Annotated in this window: 14 protein-coding genes; 9 read left to right on the forward strand and 5 right to left on the reverse strand. The window is 36.7% G+C overall.

Going from position 1 to position 16,363, the window contains the following annotated elements; genetic code table 11:
- Positions 1-95: 95 nt before the first annotated feature.
- Entirely contained in the window at positions 96-992 is an 897-nt protein-coding gene (locus SCSH_RS06085) for an aldose 1-epimerase family protein (RefSeq protein ID WP_057491004.1), read from the forward strand.
- 152 nt (positions 993-1,144) lie between these two features.
- Here the strand turns inward: SCSH_RS06085 and SCSH_RS06090 are convergent, their stop codons facing one another.
- Both SCSH_RS06090 and SCSH_RS06095 read right to left on the reverse strand, forming a co-directional pair.
- The gene (locus tag SCSH_RS06090; protein WP_057491005.1) at positions 1,145-2,290 is read right to left on the reverse strand and encodes a cobalamin-independent methionine synthase II family protein; all 1,146 of its coding nucleotides are present in this window, start codon (positions 2,288-2,290) and stop codon (positions 1,145-1,147) included.
- A 235-nt stretch (positions 2,291-2,525) separates the two neighbouring features.
- The gene (locus tag SCSH_RS06095) at positions 2,526-3,083 is read right to left on the reverse strand and encodes a hypothetical protein (RefSeq protein ID WP_057491006.1); all 558 of its coding nucleotides are present in this window, start codon (positions 3,081-3,083) and stop codon (positions 2,526-2,528) included.
- 278 nt (positions 3,084-3,361) lie between these two features.
- Between SCSH_RS06095 and SCSH_RS06100 the strand changes: the two genes are divergently transcribed.
- The 6 genes from SCSH_RS06100 (at position 3,362) to SCSH_RS06120 (ending at position 11,109) form a co-directional block, all read left to right on the forward strand.
- Positions 3,362-4,096 (forward strand): PHP domain-containing protein, encoded by a 735-nt coding sequence (locus SCSH_RS06100; protein WP_057491007.1) that lies wholly within the window; start codon positions 3,362-3,364, stop codon positions 4,094-4,096.
- A 275-nt stretch (positions 4,097-4,371) separates the two neighbouring features.
- On the forward strand, positions 4,372-7,953 hold the full coding sequence (locus SCSH_RS06105) for an nSTAND3 domain-containing NTPase (protein ID WP_057491008.1): 3,582 nt from the start codon (positions 4,372-4,374) through the stop codon (positions 7,951-7,953).
- A gap of 85 nt (positions 7,954-8,038) precedes the next feature.
- Positions 8,039-9,694, forward strand: a complete 1,656-nt coding sequence (locus SCSH_RS06110) for a DUF262 domain-containing protein (RefSeq protein ID WP_238581371.1) — start codon at positions 8,039-8,041, stop codon at positions 9,692-9,694.
- A complete protein-coding gene (locus tag SCSH_RS11375) occupies positions 9,657-9,875 on the forward strand; it encodes a hypothetical protein (protein WP_238581372.1) in 219 nt (72 codons plus the stop codon). The genes SCSH_RS06110 and SCSH_RS11375 overlap by 38 nt, the downstream gene beginning before the upstream one ends.
- 58 nt (positions 9,876-9,933) lie before the next feature.
- Positions 9,934-10,470 carry a GNAT family N-acetyltransferase gene (locus SCSH_RS06115; protein WP_057491009.1) on the forward strand — a complete coding sequence of 179 codons (537 nt, stop codon included), beginning with the start codon at positions 9,934-9,936 and terminating at the stop codon, positions 10,468-10,470.
- A gap of 3 nt (positions 10,471-10,473) precedes the next feature.
- Positions 10,474-11,109, forward strand: a complete 636-nt coding sequence (locus SCSH_RS06120; protein ID WP_057491010.1) for an alpha/beta fold hydrolase — start codon at positions 10,474-10,476, stop codon at positions 11,107-11,109.
- A gap of 259 nt (positions 11,110-11,368) precedes the next feature.
- Here the strand turns inward: SCSH_RS06120 and ald are convergent, their stop codons facing one another.
- The gene (gene ald / locus SCSH_RS06125; protein WP_057491011.1) at positions 11,369-12,466 is read right to left on the reverse strand and encodes an alanine dehydrogenase; all 1,098 of its coding nucleotides are present in this window, start codon (positions 12,464-12,466) and stop codon (positions 11,369-11,371) included.
- Between the two features lie 363 nt (positions 12,467-12,829).
- Between ald and SCSH_RS06130 the strand changes: the two genes are divergently transcribed.
- Positions 12,830-14,059, forward strand: a complete 1,230-nt coding sequence (locus SCSH_RS06130) for an MFS transporter (RefSeq protein ID WP_057491012.1) — start codon at positions 12,830-12,832, stop codon at positions 14,057-14,059.
- A gap of 117 nt (positions 14,060-14,176) precedes the next feature.
- On the opposite strand, the gene SCSH_RS06135 is transcribed toward SCSH_RS06130, so the two are convergent.
- Positions 14,177-15,043 carry an Rgg/GadR/MutR family transcriptional regulator gene (locus SCSH_RS06135; RefSeq protein WP_057491013.1) on the reverse strand — a complete coding sequence of 289 codons (867 nt, stop codon included), beginning with the start codon at positions 15,041-15,043 and terminating at the stop codon, positions 14,177-14,179.
- A 63-nt stretch (positions 15,044-15,106) separates the two neighbouring features.
- Positions 15,107-15,283, reverse strand: a complete 177-nt coding sequence (locus SCSH_RS10915; RefSeq protein ID WP_002263068.1) for a DUF3042 family protein — start codon at positions 15,281-15,283, stop codon at positions 15,107-15,109.
- 74 nt (positions 15,284-15,357) lie between these two features.
- Between SCSH_RS10915 and miaA the strand changes: the two genes are divergently transcribed.
- Positions 15,358-16,245, forward strand: coding sequence for a tRNA (adenosine(37)-N6)-dimethylallyltransferase MiaA (miaA, locus tag SCSH_RS06140; RefSeq protein ID WP_057491014.1), 888 nt, complete (start codon positions 15,358-15,360; stop codon positions 16,243-16,245).
- The last annotated feature ends 118 nt before the right edge of the window (positions 16,246-16,363 follow it).

The following is a 16,363-nucleotide window of genomic DNA, read 5'->3' on the forward strand; positions in this document are numbered from 1 at the left end:
ATCAAAACTATAGGCTCTTGTTTTCACTTTGTTGTACCCTAGTCTATTTTTGATTTTTATTGAGTATAAAATACGGATAAAAACGAGGATAATCAATGGTTATTGAATTAAAAAATGAAAAAGTAACAGTCCAGTTTAAGGAATTAGGTGGCGCTTTGTCTTCTATCAAAGATCAAGATGGTTTGGAATATCTCTGGCAGGGAAATCCTGAATATTGGAGTTCTCAGGCACCAGTTCTTTTTCCTATTTGCGGCAGTTTAAGAAATGATTGGGGAATCTATAATTCTAAAGAACATCCGCATTTTTACGGTCGTATTCCTAGACACGGGCTGGTGCGAAAGAAGAATTTCAGCTTTGAGCAGCTAGGCGAGGACAGTGTCGCTTTTACAATTGTCTCTGATAAGGAAATGCTGACGCAGTATCCTTATCACTTTGAATTAAAAATCATCTATACTTTAAAGGGGACAACCGTTCGTACAGAATATCAGGTCACCAATAAAGAAAAGGAAAGAACCATGCCTTATTTTATCGGTGGTCATCCCGGTTTTAACTGTCCTTTATTTGAAGGTGACCGCTATGAAGATTACTATCTTGAATTTGAAAAGGAAGAGAACTGCACGGTGCCCAAGTCCTTTCCTGAAACAGGTCTGCTTGATTTAGGAGACAGAAGTCCTTTCTTGGGAAAACAGAAATTTCTTGATTTAGATTATTCCTTGTTTGAGCATGATGCCATTACTTTAGATAATTTACAGTCAAGAAGTGTCACCTTGCGTTCTAAAAATCATGATAAGGGCTTGCGTTTGGATTTTGCAGATTTTCCTTATCTGATTCTTTGGTCGACGGTCAATAAAAGTCCTTTTATAGCTTTGGAACCTTGGAGCGGATTATCAACGTCTTTAGATGAATCCGATTATTTCGAAGAAAAACGCAATGTGAGCTTGCTGAAGCCTGGAGAGGTTGACCGAAAATATTTTGACATTACTATTTTGTAAATCCTGAAAAGTGTTTAATACAGCTCTTAATTTAAAAATCCATTTGGAGATCCTAACTCCAAATGGATTTTTAAATACAGTAGACAGCCCGCGCCAGACATGCAAAGGCGATAGGCACAACTGATGTGCTATATCGACTCGATTGCTTTAACCTATCCCCAAAACTTGGCAGCAATTTCTTGACCTTGTTTGATTTTGGCCCATTGCTGAGGAATGGCCAATTCGTTGCCTGAATCGCAGGAAGCAAAGCCGCATTGATGAGACAGCAACAGACGCTCTTTAGGAAGAATAGTGCTGGCTTCTTCAAGCAAGGAAAGTACACGTTCTTCATCATCAAGATCAGTTGTCTTACTAGAAAGAAGTCCAAGGACAACTTCAGCATCTTTATCTTTAAGAGAAGCCAGTGCTTTTAAATCTCCAGCAGCTTCACTGTCCCACTCAAGAAAGAAACGATCGTAATGCTGATCATGCAGGAATTTTTTGGCAATAGCTTCATAGGTTCCGCCTGAAGCTGAGCGGCTTTCATAGTTACCGCGGCAGTTGTGAGTCCAGACTTTGAGACCCAACTTGTGACCGTAATCTGCTACTTCATTATTAATGGCAATGAATTCATCGGCAAGATCAGTCAGACTGGCATTTCCTTCTGCAAAAAATGAGGCAGGATTTGATTCGTCAAAAAGTTCCCACAGGCAGTCGTCAAACTGGATGATTTCCCCGCCAACTTCCTTGTACTCTGCTAAGAATTCTTTGTAAGCCTTGATGAGACCAGTCTTTAACTCATCATTGGTTTTGTAAATTTGATCTGGTCCGGCAAGTTTATCAAAGATAGCCAGTTCAGTATAGGCATGAGCAGGCCCCCAAATGGTCAATTTGGTTTGGGTATCGCCAGCTTCTTGCTTGAGCAACTTATAAATGTCTAAGAAATGGTGATTTTTACCAGACAGTGGTTCGGTGATACGAATACCAATGTCTTTGCGTGTTTCAAAATGACCTCCGTCATGGTCTTTAAAAGTGTATCCATGATCAGCTATATAGCGTTCGATACCTTTAAGACCCCAAACGAAGTCTAAGTGCCACATGGACTTAGAATATTCACCATCTGTCAGAATATCAATACCATTTGCCTTTTCATCAGCGATAATTTTTTTAATCTCTGCCGTCTCGGTTTCATGATAACCAGGGAAACTGTCATAAAATGGGTACTGAATATCATCACGATGTTCAATTTGATTTTTATAGTCCAGCAGGTTCGCAGGACGTAAGAGTGAACCAACAAGTTGGAATTTTGATTGTGTCATATAAAAGCCTCTTTTCAGATTTCTTGCTTTTTATTGTACAGGAGCTGAGCCTTTTTGAAAAATAGTTAATTTAGAGAAAAGGATATAGTTTTAAACTATACCTCCCCTTTTAGCCTAAACAATTAACTGTCATTGCTAGAAAAGCCATGGTTAAGGAAAATCAGATGGCGACGTATTATGTGATTTTCCTTGACTATAAAGCCTCACTAAAAATTGGCAAAGGCTCCAAGCAGCTCTAATTTAAATCTTCTACCATAACATTAGGCGTAAAACTTTGCAACTGCTGTAAAAGCATACTTAGGTCTCCGTCGATATAAGTTACCTCAAGTTGTATAGCTGCCTGAGTTTTTGTGTTAATGGTTAGATAAGTGTAAAAAGGTCTAGTGAGAAGGCCTACGCGATCCATGCGGGAAAAAGGGAAAGGTGATGACAGCTGAAGAGGATATTTGCTTCTGGTATAAGTAATGGACTCAATGTCATTCCAGCTGAATCGATAGTCTCGTGAAGAGTGGTGAATGGCGAGTCCTTGGTCATCTCCCTTAATTAGGTAATGAGAATTTTTGAGCTTAGCAATACTTATGATAAAAACAATCAAGCCAATAAGCAATAATAAAATTGGAAGCCCTAAGGAAGGGAAAAGTCCTATTGGCGATTTACTTTTAGTCACTGATGAAAAGAGAAAAACGGTAAATGCACCGAAAAAGAGTAAGGGCAGAGCAATAAAGGTGGAAATTAAAGCAAAAACAAGCCAAAAACGAGATGATGTCTTTTTGTTTTTATATTGAAATGGCATTGCATCTCCTTTTTATATCAAATAATTACTGTTATTTTACCACTAAAGATTGCTAATTTCCTTTGAAGTTAAAAAATGATACATCATTTTAAAGGGCTGACATTCTCAGATAAAACTTCTTAATGTAATTGAAAAGAGGTTTTCTCTTCCCTCTCCTTTTTGGTAAAATAGAAGAAAGGTGATGAGCTGAGGAATGAAACAAACCCAACTGATGTCACCAAACAGAGTAAGTTAGCAAGGCGCTGTTTTGATTTTTAAAAAATATTAGGAGATTTTCTATGCGCGACAACCATTTACACACCCATTTTTCCTACGATTCCGATGCCAGCTTTGAGGACTATCTCAAAGACTACAGCGGGGAGATTGTCACGACAGAGCACTATGACCTGTCCAACCCCTACACCAAGCAGGATGATGTGCCCGATTATGAGGCTTATTCTAAGGAAATAGCAGAGCTAAATCGCAAATATGACAATCGCATCAAGCGCGGCATTGAAATCGGCTACTATCAGCCCCGCGAAGCGGACATTCTCAGCTTCCTAGCTGACAAGGACTATGACTTGAAATTGCTTTCCGTCCATCACAACGGCGTCAATGACTATCTGGACGATGAAGTTGCCGACATGGACAAAGAAGCTGTTATCCAAGAGTATCTGGACAAGCTGGAATACGCCATCGGGCGCGTGGAAGCTGATGTGCTAGCGCATTTTGACTATGGTTTTCGCCTCTTTGATGTGACGGTTGATGAATTAAAGACCTATGAACCCCAGCTCATTCGCATTTTCCAAAAAATGATTGATCACAATCTCGCCTTTGAGCTCAACAGCAAATCCATGTACCTCTACGGCCACGAGCATCTCTACCGCTATGCCTTGGGTTTAGTTCAATCACTGGGCTGCCATAAATACTCCATCGGCTCCGACGGCCACAAACTCGAGCATTTTCGCCTCAAATTCGACCGCATCCAAGAAATATTGGAAGAGAATGGGATTGGGGAAGAGGAGATAATCTAGAAACAGCGGCAGTGGTATGGTGTTTAACTTGCAAACCTATTCCGGATTGTCAGTCAGTTTTATGTGGTTCGGGAGGCTAGCAAGTCTACAGTTTTGTGGTTTTTCCTGAAAGCAAAAAATATTTTAAGAGCTTATATTGTTAGCAATACCAGCGATACTTTACCCACTATGGAAACTGGATTTAGGAGAAACTTCTTAGTAGGATTATAAATTAAATGAGTATAATGGATCGAATACAATAAGTATGCATATTATCTTTATGAAAGGAGGTTTTAATGAGTCGAATTAATAAAATCGAGAATGCTATTAAAGAATTAGAAGGAGGACGATTTCAGAATTTTGGAGATGCCTACCTAAGAAGAAAATATCAATTTGAGAATTTAGTTTCTTTAGGTTCTCAAGAAGGAACAGATAAGGCAACTAGAGGGATTCCAGATTCTTACGCAGAAGAAAATGGTAAGTATATCTATATCATGTATGGTACTCATAAATCTGCAATGTCTAAATTAAAGGAAGATATTCAGTCAGTTAAGAATAAAATATTAGACGAAAATATTACTGAGAAGAGAGTTGGGAGAATTATTTGCTGCCACACTTCTTCAAATATAGAAATTAAGCAGAAAGAAGAATTAGAGAAACTAGCTAAGCCTTATCAACTGGAGTTAATAGGAATCAATGAAATAGCTAGTGATCTTACAAAATTAGATTTCCAATTCTTAGCGAAAGAATATTTATCAATTAGTGAGTCTACAGAGCAAGTTTGGAATATTGAAGACTTCATAAAAATCCATGATAGTAGCAAGACAAATGCACCTATTTCAAACCATTATATTGGCGATGTAAGCGAAGGTGTCGACTTATTAACATCAAGTAAAACTCATATTTTATTAATATCAGCTAAACCTGGAACAGGAAAAACAAGATTGGCAATTGAAATTTGCTCTTTGCTAGATAGAAATAGATATAATATTCTTTGTGTAAAGAGCAACAATCAGTCAATTTATCAAGATATTAAAGATAACTTAGTTTCACAAAAGGAAAATATTATTTTTATTGATGATGTTAATTTAACTCAGAATTATATTTCTACGCTCGATTTATTAAGGATAACTACCAATGTTAAGTTTATTCTTACTGTTCGTGACTATGCTAAAAATGAAGTCATCGCCAATATAAAAGAGTTTGGATATGATAATGTTGAACCAAGTGTTCTAAAAGAAGACAACTTTACAAAATTACTTAAACAATTCTCTAGTCATAATTTTACTCAGAAAGAAATAGAACATATTAATACTATTTCTAAAGGAAATCCACGGATTGCGGTTCTTGCAGCTCAATTATCTAGCTCACAGGATTTGGATAATTTTAATGACGAAATTGATATTTTAAAAGATTACTATGAAGAGATTTTAATTAAAAATAGTATCAATATTGAAGAGCAAAAAGTTCTTTTCATTTTGTCTTATCTTAAAAAAATTAGATTAGATAGCTTGGCAAACAATCAGGAATTTGCTAAATTACTGCAAATAATTGATATAACAGAAAAAGAATTTAGGAATGGAGTTAAAAAACTTCATGAACGAGAGTTATGTAATATCTATAAAGATAAAATTGTAAAAATATCAGATCAATTATTAGATGATTATATTGTTATCAAGTTTTTAATTAATAAAAAAGTATCAATCTTAGATATTTTACATGAACTCTATCCATTAAATAACCATAGGATTGTTCAGGTATTAAATCAGTTATCCAATTTTATCAGAAAAGAAAGTGATACAAAAATAGTTTCTAATGCAGTTAAACAATATTATAATGAAAGCAATTTCAAGAATGATGAAGCTAAAGAAAAGTTCCTAACACAATTTGGTGTCTTGCTTCCTTTAAAGGCTATTTCTTATATTAAAAATAGGATTGAAATTATTGAGGTAGGGGATTACACAAAAGATAGTTTTATTAAGGAAAAGAATAAAAAAGTCACTGTTGAAGATCCAATTTTATTGATAATCTATACGATTAGCCAAACGGAATATTATAATTACGCCCTTCAATTATTGTTAAAATATTTTGTTAAAAAGCCTGATATAATTTCTGAAGTTTATACCATTCTTGAAGGAAGTTATGGCTTAGTAACAGATAGAGATTATATCTATTATAATAAAGCGGAAGAAACGATAGATGAATTAGATAAACTTGACTTGGATCGACGCTACAATCAAGAATTAATTGTGACAGTTTTGAAGCAATATTTTAAGATTGATTTTAAACGGACAGTATCAAATGAAGAGCACCTTATATTTAAACATTATACAGTGTCAGATGATGATAATTTAAAACAATACCATAAAAATATCCTAGAACTTCTAGCAAAATTATATGATGTTGGAAATTCAGAAGTGAGATGTTATATTGAGAAAATATTATTTGATTATCAATTTACAATTTTAAATTACTCAGAAAGTCATTCTAATACCATTAAGGGAGACTTGAAAATTATTAAGAAAGTGTTCTTTAAAGATTTTTCAGAGTTGTCGATGGTGGAAGAAAAGATAGCTTACGCGTTACATCAAGCCGAAATTAAAAAGAATTTTTCTATCTTTTCAGATTATAAAATTTCTGAGAGACAGGAAATTTATAACAATCTAACAAATGATAATTATGTAAGGTTTTATGAAGATGATGACAAGATAAAGTTACAGAAAATAGCAAACAATTATTCGCGAGAGTGGAATAAAATTTTCATTTTTGCTAATCAATTCAAAAGTAACTTATTTATGGATGATACAAATATTGAATCTGTATTATTTAATATATTTCAGAAACTAGATAATAATGGCAAAATTAGCTTTCTTAATTCTATGTTCAAAGCAGACTATCATTTTGAAAATATTATGCCAGTTAGATTTTTAGAAAATGTAGAAATAAGCTCAATACAGACTATTATTGACTTTTCACCAGAATTAGAAAAATATAAATGGCAATTTGCTTATCTAATTCAGCTTGAAGAAATTGAAAAAGAAGATGTACAGTTACTAGAAAGTCTTTTAGAGAATGTCCCTTTACCTGAATATTTTAATATTTTAAATTTCGAAAAATTTATTTTAGTGGAGCCTAATCTAAAAGAAATATTGATTCAAAAAGCAGAAAGCATCAATTTTGTTATTCCCTATTTTGTGAAAAAAGAAGAAACAGCAAGATTAATTAATCTAATTGGAGAAAGTAATTTAAAATTGTTATATCTAAAAGAATTAGGGAACAATATTGATCATTTTTGCTACCTTTTTCGAAAACTGGGAGAAGATGATGCGGATTTTACAGTAGAAATTTTGAAAAAGATTGATGAACTGAAAATGGAACATAGCAATGAGGGTTATATCTTGCTACATAGCATTAAAAGTTTTAAAAATGCTGAAAAAATTTATCTAATTTTTTTGAACTACATAATATCAAAAGATCCTCTTTATTATTATAATAGCCTGTTGGAAAGTATCGTGAAAGAAGATAATAATATTTTATTTCGCGCCCTAAATTTATCTGATAATGAAGAATTGGCGATAAAGTTTGTGAATCTAGGTGTAGAAGTTATTGATGATAAAAATAAGAAATTAGAATTATTTAGAATTTTAAAAGATAAAGGCTATGGGAAAAGTACCTTTTTAAAAATTCATTTTTCTCCTTATTCAGATTCGTGGTCAGGTAGTTATGTTCCGGTACTAGAGCAGAAGCAAGATTTTTTGAAATGTACCAAAAAAATTTTTGACGATGATATGGACTATATTGAACTAGTAATGTATCTTGATAAAAGAGTAGATAGTTATACTGAACAGATTGAAGAAGAATTGGAGAAGGAATTTTAATAATCTATTAGTTGTCTCGCTATTTTCAAATCTAGGAATAGAGACACTGATAACATTATTGAAATTTTGGGAGAAAGGAAAATTTATGTCAACAACTATTGAAGTCAATAAACAAACTGTTAAACAACTTTTGGAAACGGGAAAAAAGAAAAAGTTTGTTATTCCTGAGTATCAGAGACCATATGCTTGGACAGCTGATCAAATTCAGACTTTATTTAATGACCTTGTGGAATATACAGAGACTACTGCAGGCAATAATAGTAGTGAAGAAAGTACTTACTTTTTAGGGACGATTGTTGCATATGAAAATAATAATGAGCAAGAAATTATTGATGGTCAGCAACGCATTACTTCACTATTCTTACTATTAAGGGCTATATACTCTAAGTTGGTTTCAATGAGTGAAACACCACAGTCTAAAAATTTCATCACACAAATTGAGTCAGCCTTGTGGCAGCAAGATGAGCTAACCGCAGAAGTTGATTTTGAGAAGATATTAATTATTTCTAGGGTGATGGGAGAAGAAGGTAATGAAATCTTTTCTAATATTTTAGTTACTGGTACAGTGAAAAAAGGGGCAAAAGATAATTATTCTCTCAACTACAGTTTATTTACAAAATTAATTGAAGAGTATGCTAGCAAAGAGCCAGAGTTGTTTTATTGGTTAATTCGGAATATATTAAATAGGGCAATTTTACTTCCTATTACTGCTGATACACAAGATACTGCCCTAACCATATTTTCAACTCTGAATGATCGAGGATTAGCATTATCTGACGCTGATATTTTTAAAGCTAAGATATATAACCATCTTGATGAAATAGATAAACAATCTTTTATTGAAAACTGGAAGCAGCTTGACGAAAACGCCACAAATGCAAACGAAAGTATACAAAAGCTATTCTATTATTATATGTTCTATTTAAGAGCAAAAGAGAATGATAAAAATACAACAACGCCTGGTATAAGGAAATATTATTCTCAAAATAAATTTGAAAGATTGTATGCGAAAGACTTGTTGATTGATCTGAATACATTATTAAATTTATGGATTGTTGTCAACAATAATACAATGATTGATGGTGAAGTCTGGTCAGAAAATAGTGATATTTTAAAGGTTTTAGATGCTCTGTCCTCATATCCAAATGAATTCTGGAAATATCCTGTCGTTATTTATTATTTGAGATATAAAGATTCTGTAGAGTTTGAAAATAACTTTCTAATTTTCCTCAAACGTTTATTTGCAGTTTTATCTGCCAGATATATAGTAACCCCAACTATCAATGCTGTGAAGCGTAGCATATTGAATTTAAATGCAGAAGTTTACCGCTCTGAAAATCCAAAATTTGATTTTAAACCTGTTGATGAAGAAGAATTAAAAGAACAGATAAAGCATTCTCATAGAAACACAGTTCGAATGATTTTGAAAGTTCTTGCCTATCAAAAACAAGAAAATCTACTTCCTCCAAAGTGGGAGATTGAACATATTCTGCCTCAAAAGTGGCAAAATAGTTATTTCCCAGATAACACAGAAAAGGAAGTTAGATTACTTGTTGAACATATTGGAAATAAGATTCCATTTGAAAAAAAGTTGAATATTATCGCAAGTAATGGCTATTTTCAAAAGAAACAAGATAGCTATAATAAGTCAAAAATTACAATTGTTCAAGAGTTATCACAAGAAAAATCTAAGTGGGAACTAGATGATATTAGAGAACGGGGATATACGAATTTCAGATGAATTACTGGATTTACTTAAATCTTGGGGCTTAAACAAAATTGATACAGAAAATGATAACAGCAATGAATCAAAATATAAAATTAAAATTCCTGTTGATAGAGAAAATGATTATAGTCAATTTTTGACTATATTTCATAAAGAAGATTCCGATGAGAGTAGAGATCAGTTTTTAAATCTGTAATATTGTGTGGTTATTGCATTGATTTAAATTAATCCCTTAAACGAAAGCGAGCAAACCAATGACTGAAAACCTAATCTTAGTCCGTCCCAGTCTTGACTGGGAAGAGGAATTACTGGCTTATAAGGAAGCTTTTAAAGATGAGCACATGCACGGCGGAGCTGGTCTTGATCGATTTGATAAGATGTCTGACTGGATGGTCTACTTAGAAAAATTGTCAAGGGATAAACCGGCGGCAGAAGGCTGGACAGCGACAGCTTTTCTCTGCATTCGCCCGTCCGATAAGCGGATGGTTGGCATTTGCAATGTCAGACACTATCTCAATAGTTTAGGCTTGCTTAATGTTTCAGGACACATTGGCTATTCCATTCGACCCGATGAACGTCAGAAAGGCTATGCTAAAGAGCAGCTACGTTTGGCGTTGTTAGAAGCTAAGAAATTAGGCATTGAAAAGGTTTTGCTGACCTGTGCAGACGGAAATATTGGCTCTGAACGCACGATTGTAGCCAATGGCGGTGTCTATGAAGACAGCCGTCTGGATGAGTCTACAGGGGATATGATGAAGCGTTATTGGATAGATGTGACCGAAGGAGTATGAGCCATGAAGCTAATCTTTTTGCACGGCTTGGGACAGGACAAGACGGTTTGGGATGATGTGACAGCAGCCCTGCCTCATCAGGACTGCTTGGCCTTAGAGTTATTTGAAGATGGAAAAATGCCTGAAAATTTTGCGATCTTGACAGAGCAGGTGGCTAACAGTCTCCAAGAGATAGAAGAAGATTTTATTTTAATTGGTTTATCCTTGGGCGGTGTACTGGCTCTGGCATTGAGTCAGTATCACTTTATGCATCTCAAAGGTCTTATCATCTCTGGCGCGCAGTACCGTTTGAAAGGAAATTTTCTTTATAAACTGCAGCTGCTAGTCTTTCAGCTCCTGCCCCAGTCGGTTTTTAAAAAACGGGGAGTAGCTAAAAGGCCTTTCCTTACCTTTTTAAAGTCCATGTCCAATCTTGATTTAAGCGAAAGGATCAAACATATCCAGCTACCAACCTTGATTCTCTGCGGGCAAAGGGACAAGCCTAATCTTTTGCCTGCAAAAGAAATGGCAGAGTTGATTCCCCATGCCAAACTTGCTGTCATAAAAAAAGGCGGACATCTCTTAAACACTGAAATGCCAACGATTTTTGCCACAGAAATTACTGATTTTTTAAAAGCATTGACAACAGAAAAAAAGTAATCTGCGTTTGCCCAGTACTACTACGTCATGAGCTTATTCTAAAACAGGAATACTGGACGAGTTTTTACACGTAATTTTCCTAGATTACACCGTTTTGTGAGCGACTGCCCAGCCTCTTGAAGCATTCTCTTTCCGAAATGGCCTTAGGAAAATAAGGCTGGCATTTAAAAACTCAAAAATAGAAATCCGCAAACACTCAAAAAAACCACGAAGCTTCTCACCAACTCTAAAGGCTTGGGAAGGTTCGTGGTTTTTGTTATTATAAATCGCTGTATTCCAAACCGAGCGAGTCTGCAACGGCCTTATTGGTGACTTTGCCGCGATAGATGTTCAGTCCTGTACGCAGGGCTGTGCTTTCAGCGACAGCTTTATCAGCACCTTTATTAGCAAGTTCAAGGGCATAAGGCAGGGTCGCATTTGTCAGAGCGAGAGTAGACGTGCGAGCGACAGCTCCCGGCATGTTGGCTACGGCATAGTGAACAACTCCGTCAACCAGATAGGTTGGATCGTCATGAGTTGTTACACGGTCGGCTGTTTCAATGATACCGCCCTGATCGACAGCGACATCAATGATGACAGAACCAGCTCTCATTTGTGCGACCATTTCTTTGGTGACAAGTTTTGGTGCGCGTGCTCCTGGAATTAAAACTGCTCCGATGAGGAGGTCTGCATCTTTAACACTTTCTGCAATATTGAGCGGATTGGACATCAGTGTCTGTACCTTACCGTCAAACTGAGCGTCCAGCTCAGCCAGACGTTTTGGATTGACATCAATAATAGTAACTTTGGCACCAAGCCCGACAGCCATCTGTGCAGCATTAACGCCAACATTGCCGCCGCCGATGATGACTGCATGGCCTTTTTTAACACCGGGAACGCCGCCGAGAAGAATACCCGAGCCGCCTTCGATTTTAGTGAGGAACTGGGCGCCGAGCTGAGTGGCCATGCGTCCTGCTACCTCACTCATAGGATTGAGCAGCGGAAGTGTACCCTTGTCAACAACAGTTTCGTAGCCGATTGCAATCACGTCCCCATCAATCAGAGCCTGCGTCAGCTCTGGTGCTGGTGCTAAGTGCAAGTAAGTAAAAAGCAAGAGTCCTGGGCGGAAAAACTGGTATTCACTTTCTAAAGGTTCTTTAACCTTGATGACCATATCAGCTGCCCAAGCTTCCTGGGCTGTAGATCTGATAAGAGCTCCCTGCTCTTGGTATTCTGTATCGCTAAAACCGGATCCAAGGCCCGCATCCTTTTCAACCCAGACTTCGTGACCAGCTTGTTTGAGTGTAAGCACACCAGCTGGCGTCAGCCCCACTCGGTTTTCATTGTTTTTAATTTCCTTAGGTACACCAATGATCATAATGTAACCCCTTTCATTTGATAGAAATATTTTCCCACATTGACAGGCAATAGTCAAGAAAAAATCAAAAGGCGGTTTGCTCAGGTACCAGCAAACAGTGAGAGATTGGAGCTATTAGTAATTTTTTGCATAGGCATTTAATCGTTTATTCCTTCAAATATAAAATAAATTCATATTTGAATATAAGCTGCTTAGCCCCTTTTTTGTGATAGTATGCATCATAAGAGCTTGAAGTGACAAATGTGACATTAGAGCAAATCACTGTATTCACTAAAGGGCTCAGACTGGCTAAAGGGATAGGATTATGACAGCGGAACAAAGTCCTATTATTCAAATCTATAACTTAACTGGGGGGAATCATCTATGTTAAAGTTCTTAAAGAGGAATAGACTGTTTGCACGATTAACAGGAATTAATTTAGTATCAAAAATTGGAGACAGGCTGTTTTATACAGCAATGCTGGCTGCAGCAACTTCATTACCGAACAGCAGCTTTGCTGTAATGATTGTGTCAGCCTCAGAGACCCTTCCTATTTTGATTAGTTTATTCCTAGGTGTGATTGCTGATAAACAGCAGAAAAAACTAGATCAATTAGTGACTAGTTCACTTGTTAGAGCAGCTTTGTATTGCTGCATTGGACTTATATTTAGGTATCCTCCCACTTTGCTATTAGTCATTTGTGCTTCGTGCTTAAACCTTTTATCGGATATTGGCGGGAATTACGCGACGGCTCTGTTTTCACCTTTTACCAAGATTTTAATAAAAGCAGACGACATGGAGAAAGCTCAAGGTCTTGTCAATTTAGGCACACAGCTGGTCTCTGTTTTTGCAGCCTTTATTGGAGCAGTCTTGCTGACGATTTGTACAGAGAGTGCTTTAGCCCTGATAAATGCTTTGGTTTTTTTAATGGTTGCTATGCTTTATTGCCTAATCAAACCGTCCCTGCAAGACGATGAGACCAAGATAAAGAAATTCGAACGGGGAAATACTATTTCAGTCGTCAAAGATAACTTGAAATCTTTTACAGCTGATCATCTTTTTCTGCTTAATTTAATTCAGCTGTCCATGCTCAATGGATTTTTCGGAGGACTGACACCTCTATTCGCCTTGTTTATTAAGAACAACAATGAATTAACTGCTTTAAGCGGCCCCGTAAAAATATCAGTCTTATCAGGCATTATTACGCTAGCTATGATTATTGGGAACAGCTTAACAGCTAAAGTGCTTAGAAAACGGTCCATTTTTTATATTAATCTTTGGTCTGATGCAGTCATTCTTTTTGTAGGGCTAGGTTTTATCTTTAATAATATTTGGCTGATTTTCTTTTCGAATGGCTGCCTTGCTCTGTTCTTAGGGATTGTTTCCCCAAGATTCTCAGCAGAAGTGGTCAACCGCTATCCCATAGACAGAATCGGCGGAATTATTACCAGTATCAATGCTATTTTAGTGTTAGCACCGCCTGTAACAAGCTTGCTGTTTCCCATGTTATCAGCCATCAGCCTATGGCTTGCCTACTTAGCTTTTATTGCTTATGCTCTGTTATTAATCATCATTAGTTTCGTCTTAGTGAGAGCAGCAAGGACAAAAGTTTGAACACCATTATAAAAACGAACACCTTTAGTCTTCTGTTAATCAGAAGGCAAGTGTGCTCGTTTTTTTGATTAGCGCAAAACAGCATTTAAGTTCGATGCTTATCTTTTCTTGAAATTTTTAATATGCTATTAGTCTGTTTAAATTATCTTGGAGAAAAGCGGCAACTTCCTCCTGCCCCAGCTCTTTAACATGCTGAATATACTGTTCTAAAGCTGCTGTGCTAACACTTTTTCCCTCTTGATAATTGAGAATTTTTCTCAAGAAAGTAAGAACAGTCTTTACGAACATATCTTGGTAATTGAGAATACTTTCTAAGTGTTTCATAAAATAATCGGCATCATATCTCTGCTCTCTCTCCAATAATACAAAGATGATGTTTAGAAAAACTAACTGTGTTCGGTATTTATTATTGGGGATTGATAAGTATAGAGAGTCTCTCTCAGTGAGAGCTTTTCCTAAAAATATGAGGTCATTATTGGATAATACTTGTAAGGTATTTCCAAAAATATAGAGTTCATATTCTGTCCAATCTTCAATACTGTAGAGATAGGCTGCGATGAATTCTTTATCCTGATCTGAAATGATAAATTCCGGTTTCAAATTGTGAATAGCACACTGAATAACCAGCTTATTAAGCTGATTATAGGTGTCGTAGGTCTCAGAGTTCCCTTCATCATTTTCTAAAAGTCGTTCTAAGCCTGCGACGTCTTTGTTTGAGTGGAGATCTGAAATGATTTTAGCCTGCTTAAAAAAACAACTATCTTCATATTGATGATAAGCATGCTCAAACTCAGAAAAACTCAGATGAATAGCAGATATGGCAAGGAGCAATTTATCTGCTGAAAGCATCGTTTGACCATTTTCAAATTTAGATAATTGAGACTGTGATAGATTGCTGTTAACCACATCTTTCATCTTTAGTCCCCTGGCCAGTCTAAGGTCTCTATACAGTTCACCTAGATTAACCGCATTTAATTTAGTCAAAGTCCATTCTCCTTCATTATCTTATGCTAAGAAAAAACGTCCCTGAGGACGGTTTTTCTTGTTTTATCGAGTAACGCGGCGGCGTGCAGCTTTCTTACGATTTTCTTCAATAAAGGCAGCTTTCTTTTCTTCTGGATCGATAATTGTTTTCTTAACGGCAAAGACAGCTCCGGCAACTGTTGCAGCAGTACCGATGACGCCTGTCGCAAGACCTCTAGCAAATGCATGTTTTTTAGCCATAAGTAAGACTCCTTTTATATGTTATAATAGTATTATTATCTTAAAAATTACCGTTTTTTTCAAGGAAAAAGTGCATGAAAGAAAAAATACTTGTGGTCTTAGGTCCGACAGCAGTCGGCAAAACAACTTTAGGCATAGAGCTGGCGCAAAAATATGGGGGAGAAATCATCAGCGGAGACAGTCAGCAGGTCTACCGCAAGCTGGATATCGGAACGGCCAAAGCGAGCGCAGCCGAACAGGCAGCAGTGCCTCACCATCTGCTGGATGTGCGCGATGTCAGTGAGGGCTACTCGGCTTTTGATTTTGTCCAGGAAGCGGCGAGTGCTGTTGAAGCAATCAGGCGGCGCGGCCACCTCCCGATCATTGTCGGCGGGACGGGACTGTATTTGCAGAGTCTTTTAGAAGGCTATCATTTGGGCGGTGAGGTCAATCAAGAGGAAGTTTTAAATTACCGCAAAGAATTGGAGGAACTGTCAGATCAGAATCTCTTTTCTTTGCTAGAGGCTCATAGCATTGAACTGCCGGAGTTAAACCGCCGCCGCGCCACTCGGGCACTGGAACTGCACAGATTCAGTCAGGGAGCCCGCAATCATGAGAAACCGTACGATTTTTTACTGATCGGTCTAAACGATGACCGCCAAAGGCTGTATGAGAGGATTAATCAGCGCGTTGACCAGATGCTGGCTCAAGGGCTGTTAGATGAAGCCAGATGGCTTTATGAGAACTATCCTCAGTCACAGGCTAGCCGCGGTATTGGCTACAAGGAACTTTTTCCTTATTTCGCGGGAGAGCTAAGTTTGGAAGCAGCGGTTGAACAAATCAAACAGAATACCCGGCGTTTTGCCAAGCGTCAGCTGACCTGGTTTAAAAATCGCATGGCTGTTGATTTTTATATGGTCAGTGCAGCAGATTATAAGACAAGGATTGATCAGGCAGTGCTTGATTTTTTGAAAGACGATTGAAAAGCTATGTGGTCTTAAATGGCTGATTAGTTATAGAAATCAATAATTCAGTTTCAGGGGCTGCCCCCTGTTTTTTCTTAGGTTAAATATCTTTTACATTATTTAAGAGCTGATAAAA

It is taken from the genome of Streptococcus orisasini (assembly GCF_001431045.1).
GTDB classification, from domain to species: domain Bacteria; phylum Bacillota; class Bacilli; order Lactobacillales; family Streptococcaceae; genus Streptococcus; species Streptococcus orisasini.

What these genes read in the sequence shown, in the direction of transcription:
- SCSH_RS10915 (WP_002263068.1), bottom strand. Translation starts at nt 15,283, where the DNA reads ATGGCTAAAAAACATGCATTTGCTAGAGGTCTTGCGACAGGCGTCATC.
- SCSH_RS06090 (WP_057491005.1), bottom strand. Translation starts at nt 2,290, where the DNA reads ATGACACAATCAAAATTCCAACTTGTTGGTTCACTCTTACGTCCTGCG.
- SCSH_RS06105 (WP_057491008.1), top strand. Translation starts at nt 4,372, where the DNA reads ATGAGTCGAATTAATAAAATCGAGAATGCTATTAAAGAATTAGAAGGA.
- SCSH_RS11375 (WP_238581372.1), top strand. Translation starts at nt 9,657, where the DNA reads ATGATATTAGAGAACGGGGATATACGAATTTCAGATGAATTACTGGAT.
- SCSH_RS06130 (WP_057491012.1), top strand. Translation starts at nt 12,830, where the DNA reads ATGTTAAAGTTCTTAAAGAGGAATAGACTGTTTGCACGATTAACAGGA.
- SCSH_RS06095 (WP_057491006.1), bottom strand. Translation starts at nt 3,083, where the DNA reads ATGCCATTTCAATATAAAAACAAAAAGACATCATCTCGTTTTTGGCTT.
- SCSH_RS06110 (WP_238581371.1), top strand. Translation starts at nt 8,039, where the DNA reads ATGTCAACAACTATTGAAGTCAATAAACAAACTGTTAAACAACTTTTG.
- SCSH_RS06085 (WP_057491004.1), top strand. Translation starts at nt 96, where the DNA reads ATGGTTATTGAATTAAAAAATGAAAAAGTAACAGTCCAGTTTAAGGAA.
- ald (WP_057491011.1), bottom strand. Translation starts at nt 12,466, where the DNA reads ATGATCATTGGTGTACCTAAGGAAATTAAAAACAATGAAAACCGAGTG.
- SCSH_RS06100 (WP_057491007.1), top strand. Translation starts at nt 3,362, where the DNA reads ATGCGCGACAACCATTTACACACCCATTTTTCCTACGATTCCGATGCC.
- miaA (WP_057491014.1), top strand. Translation starts at nt 15,358, where the DNA reads ATGAAAGAAAAAATACTTGTGGTCTTAGGTCCGACAGCAGTCGGCAAA.
- SCSH_RS06115 (WP_057491009.1), top strand. Translation starts at nt 9,934, where the DNA reads ATGACTGAAAACCTAATCTTAGTCCGTCCCAGTCTTGACTGGGAAGAG.
- SCSH_RS06120 (WP_057491010.1), top strand. Translation starts at nt 10,474, where the DNA reads ATGAAGCTAATCTTTTTGCACGGCTTGGGACAGGACAAGACGGTTTGG.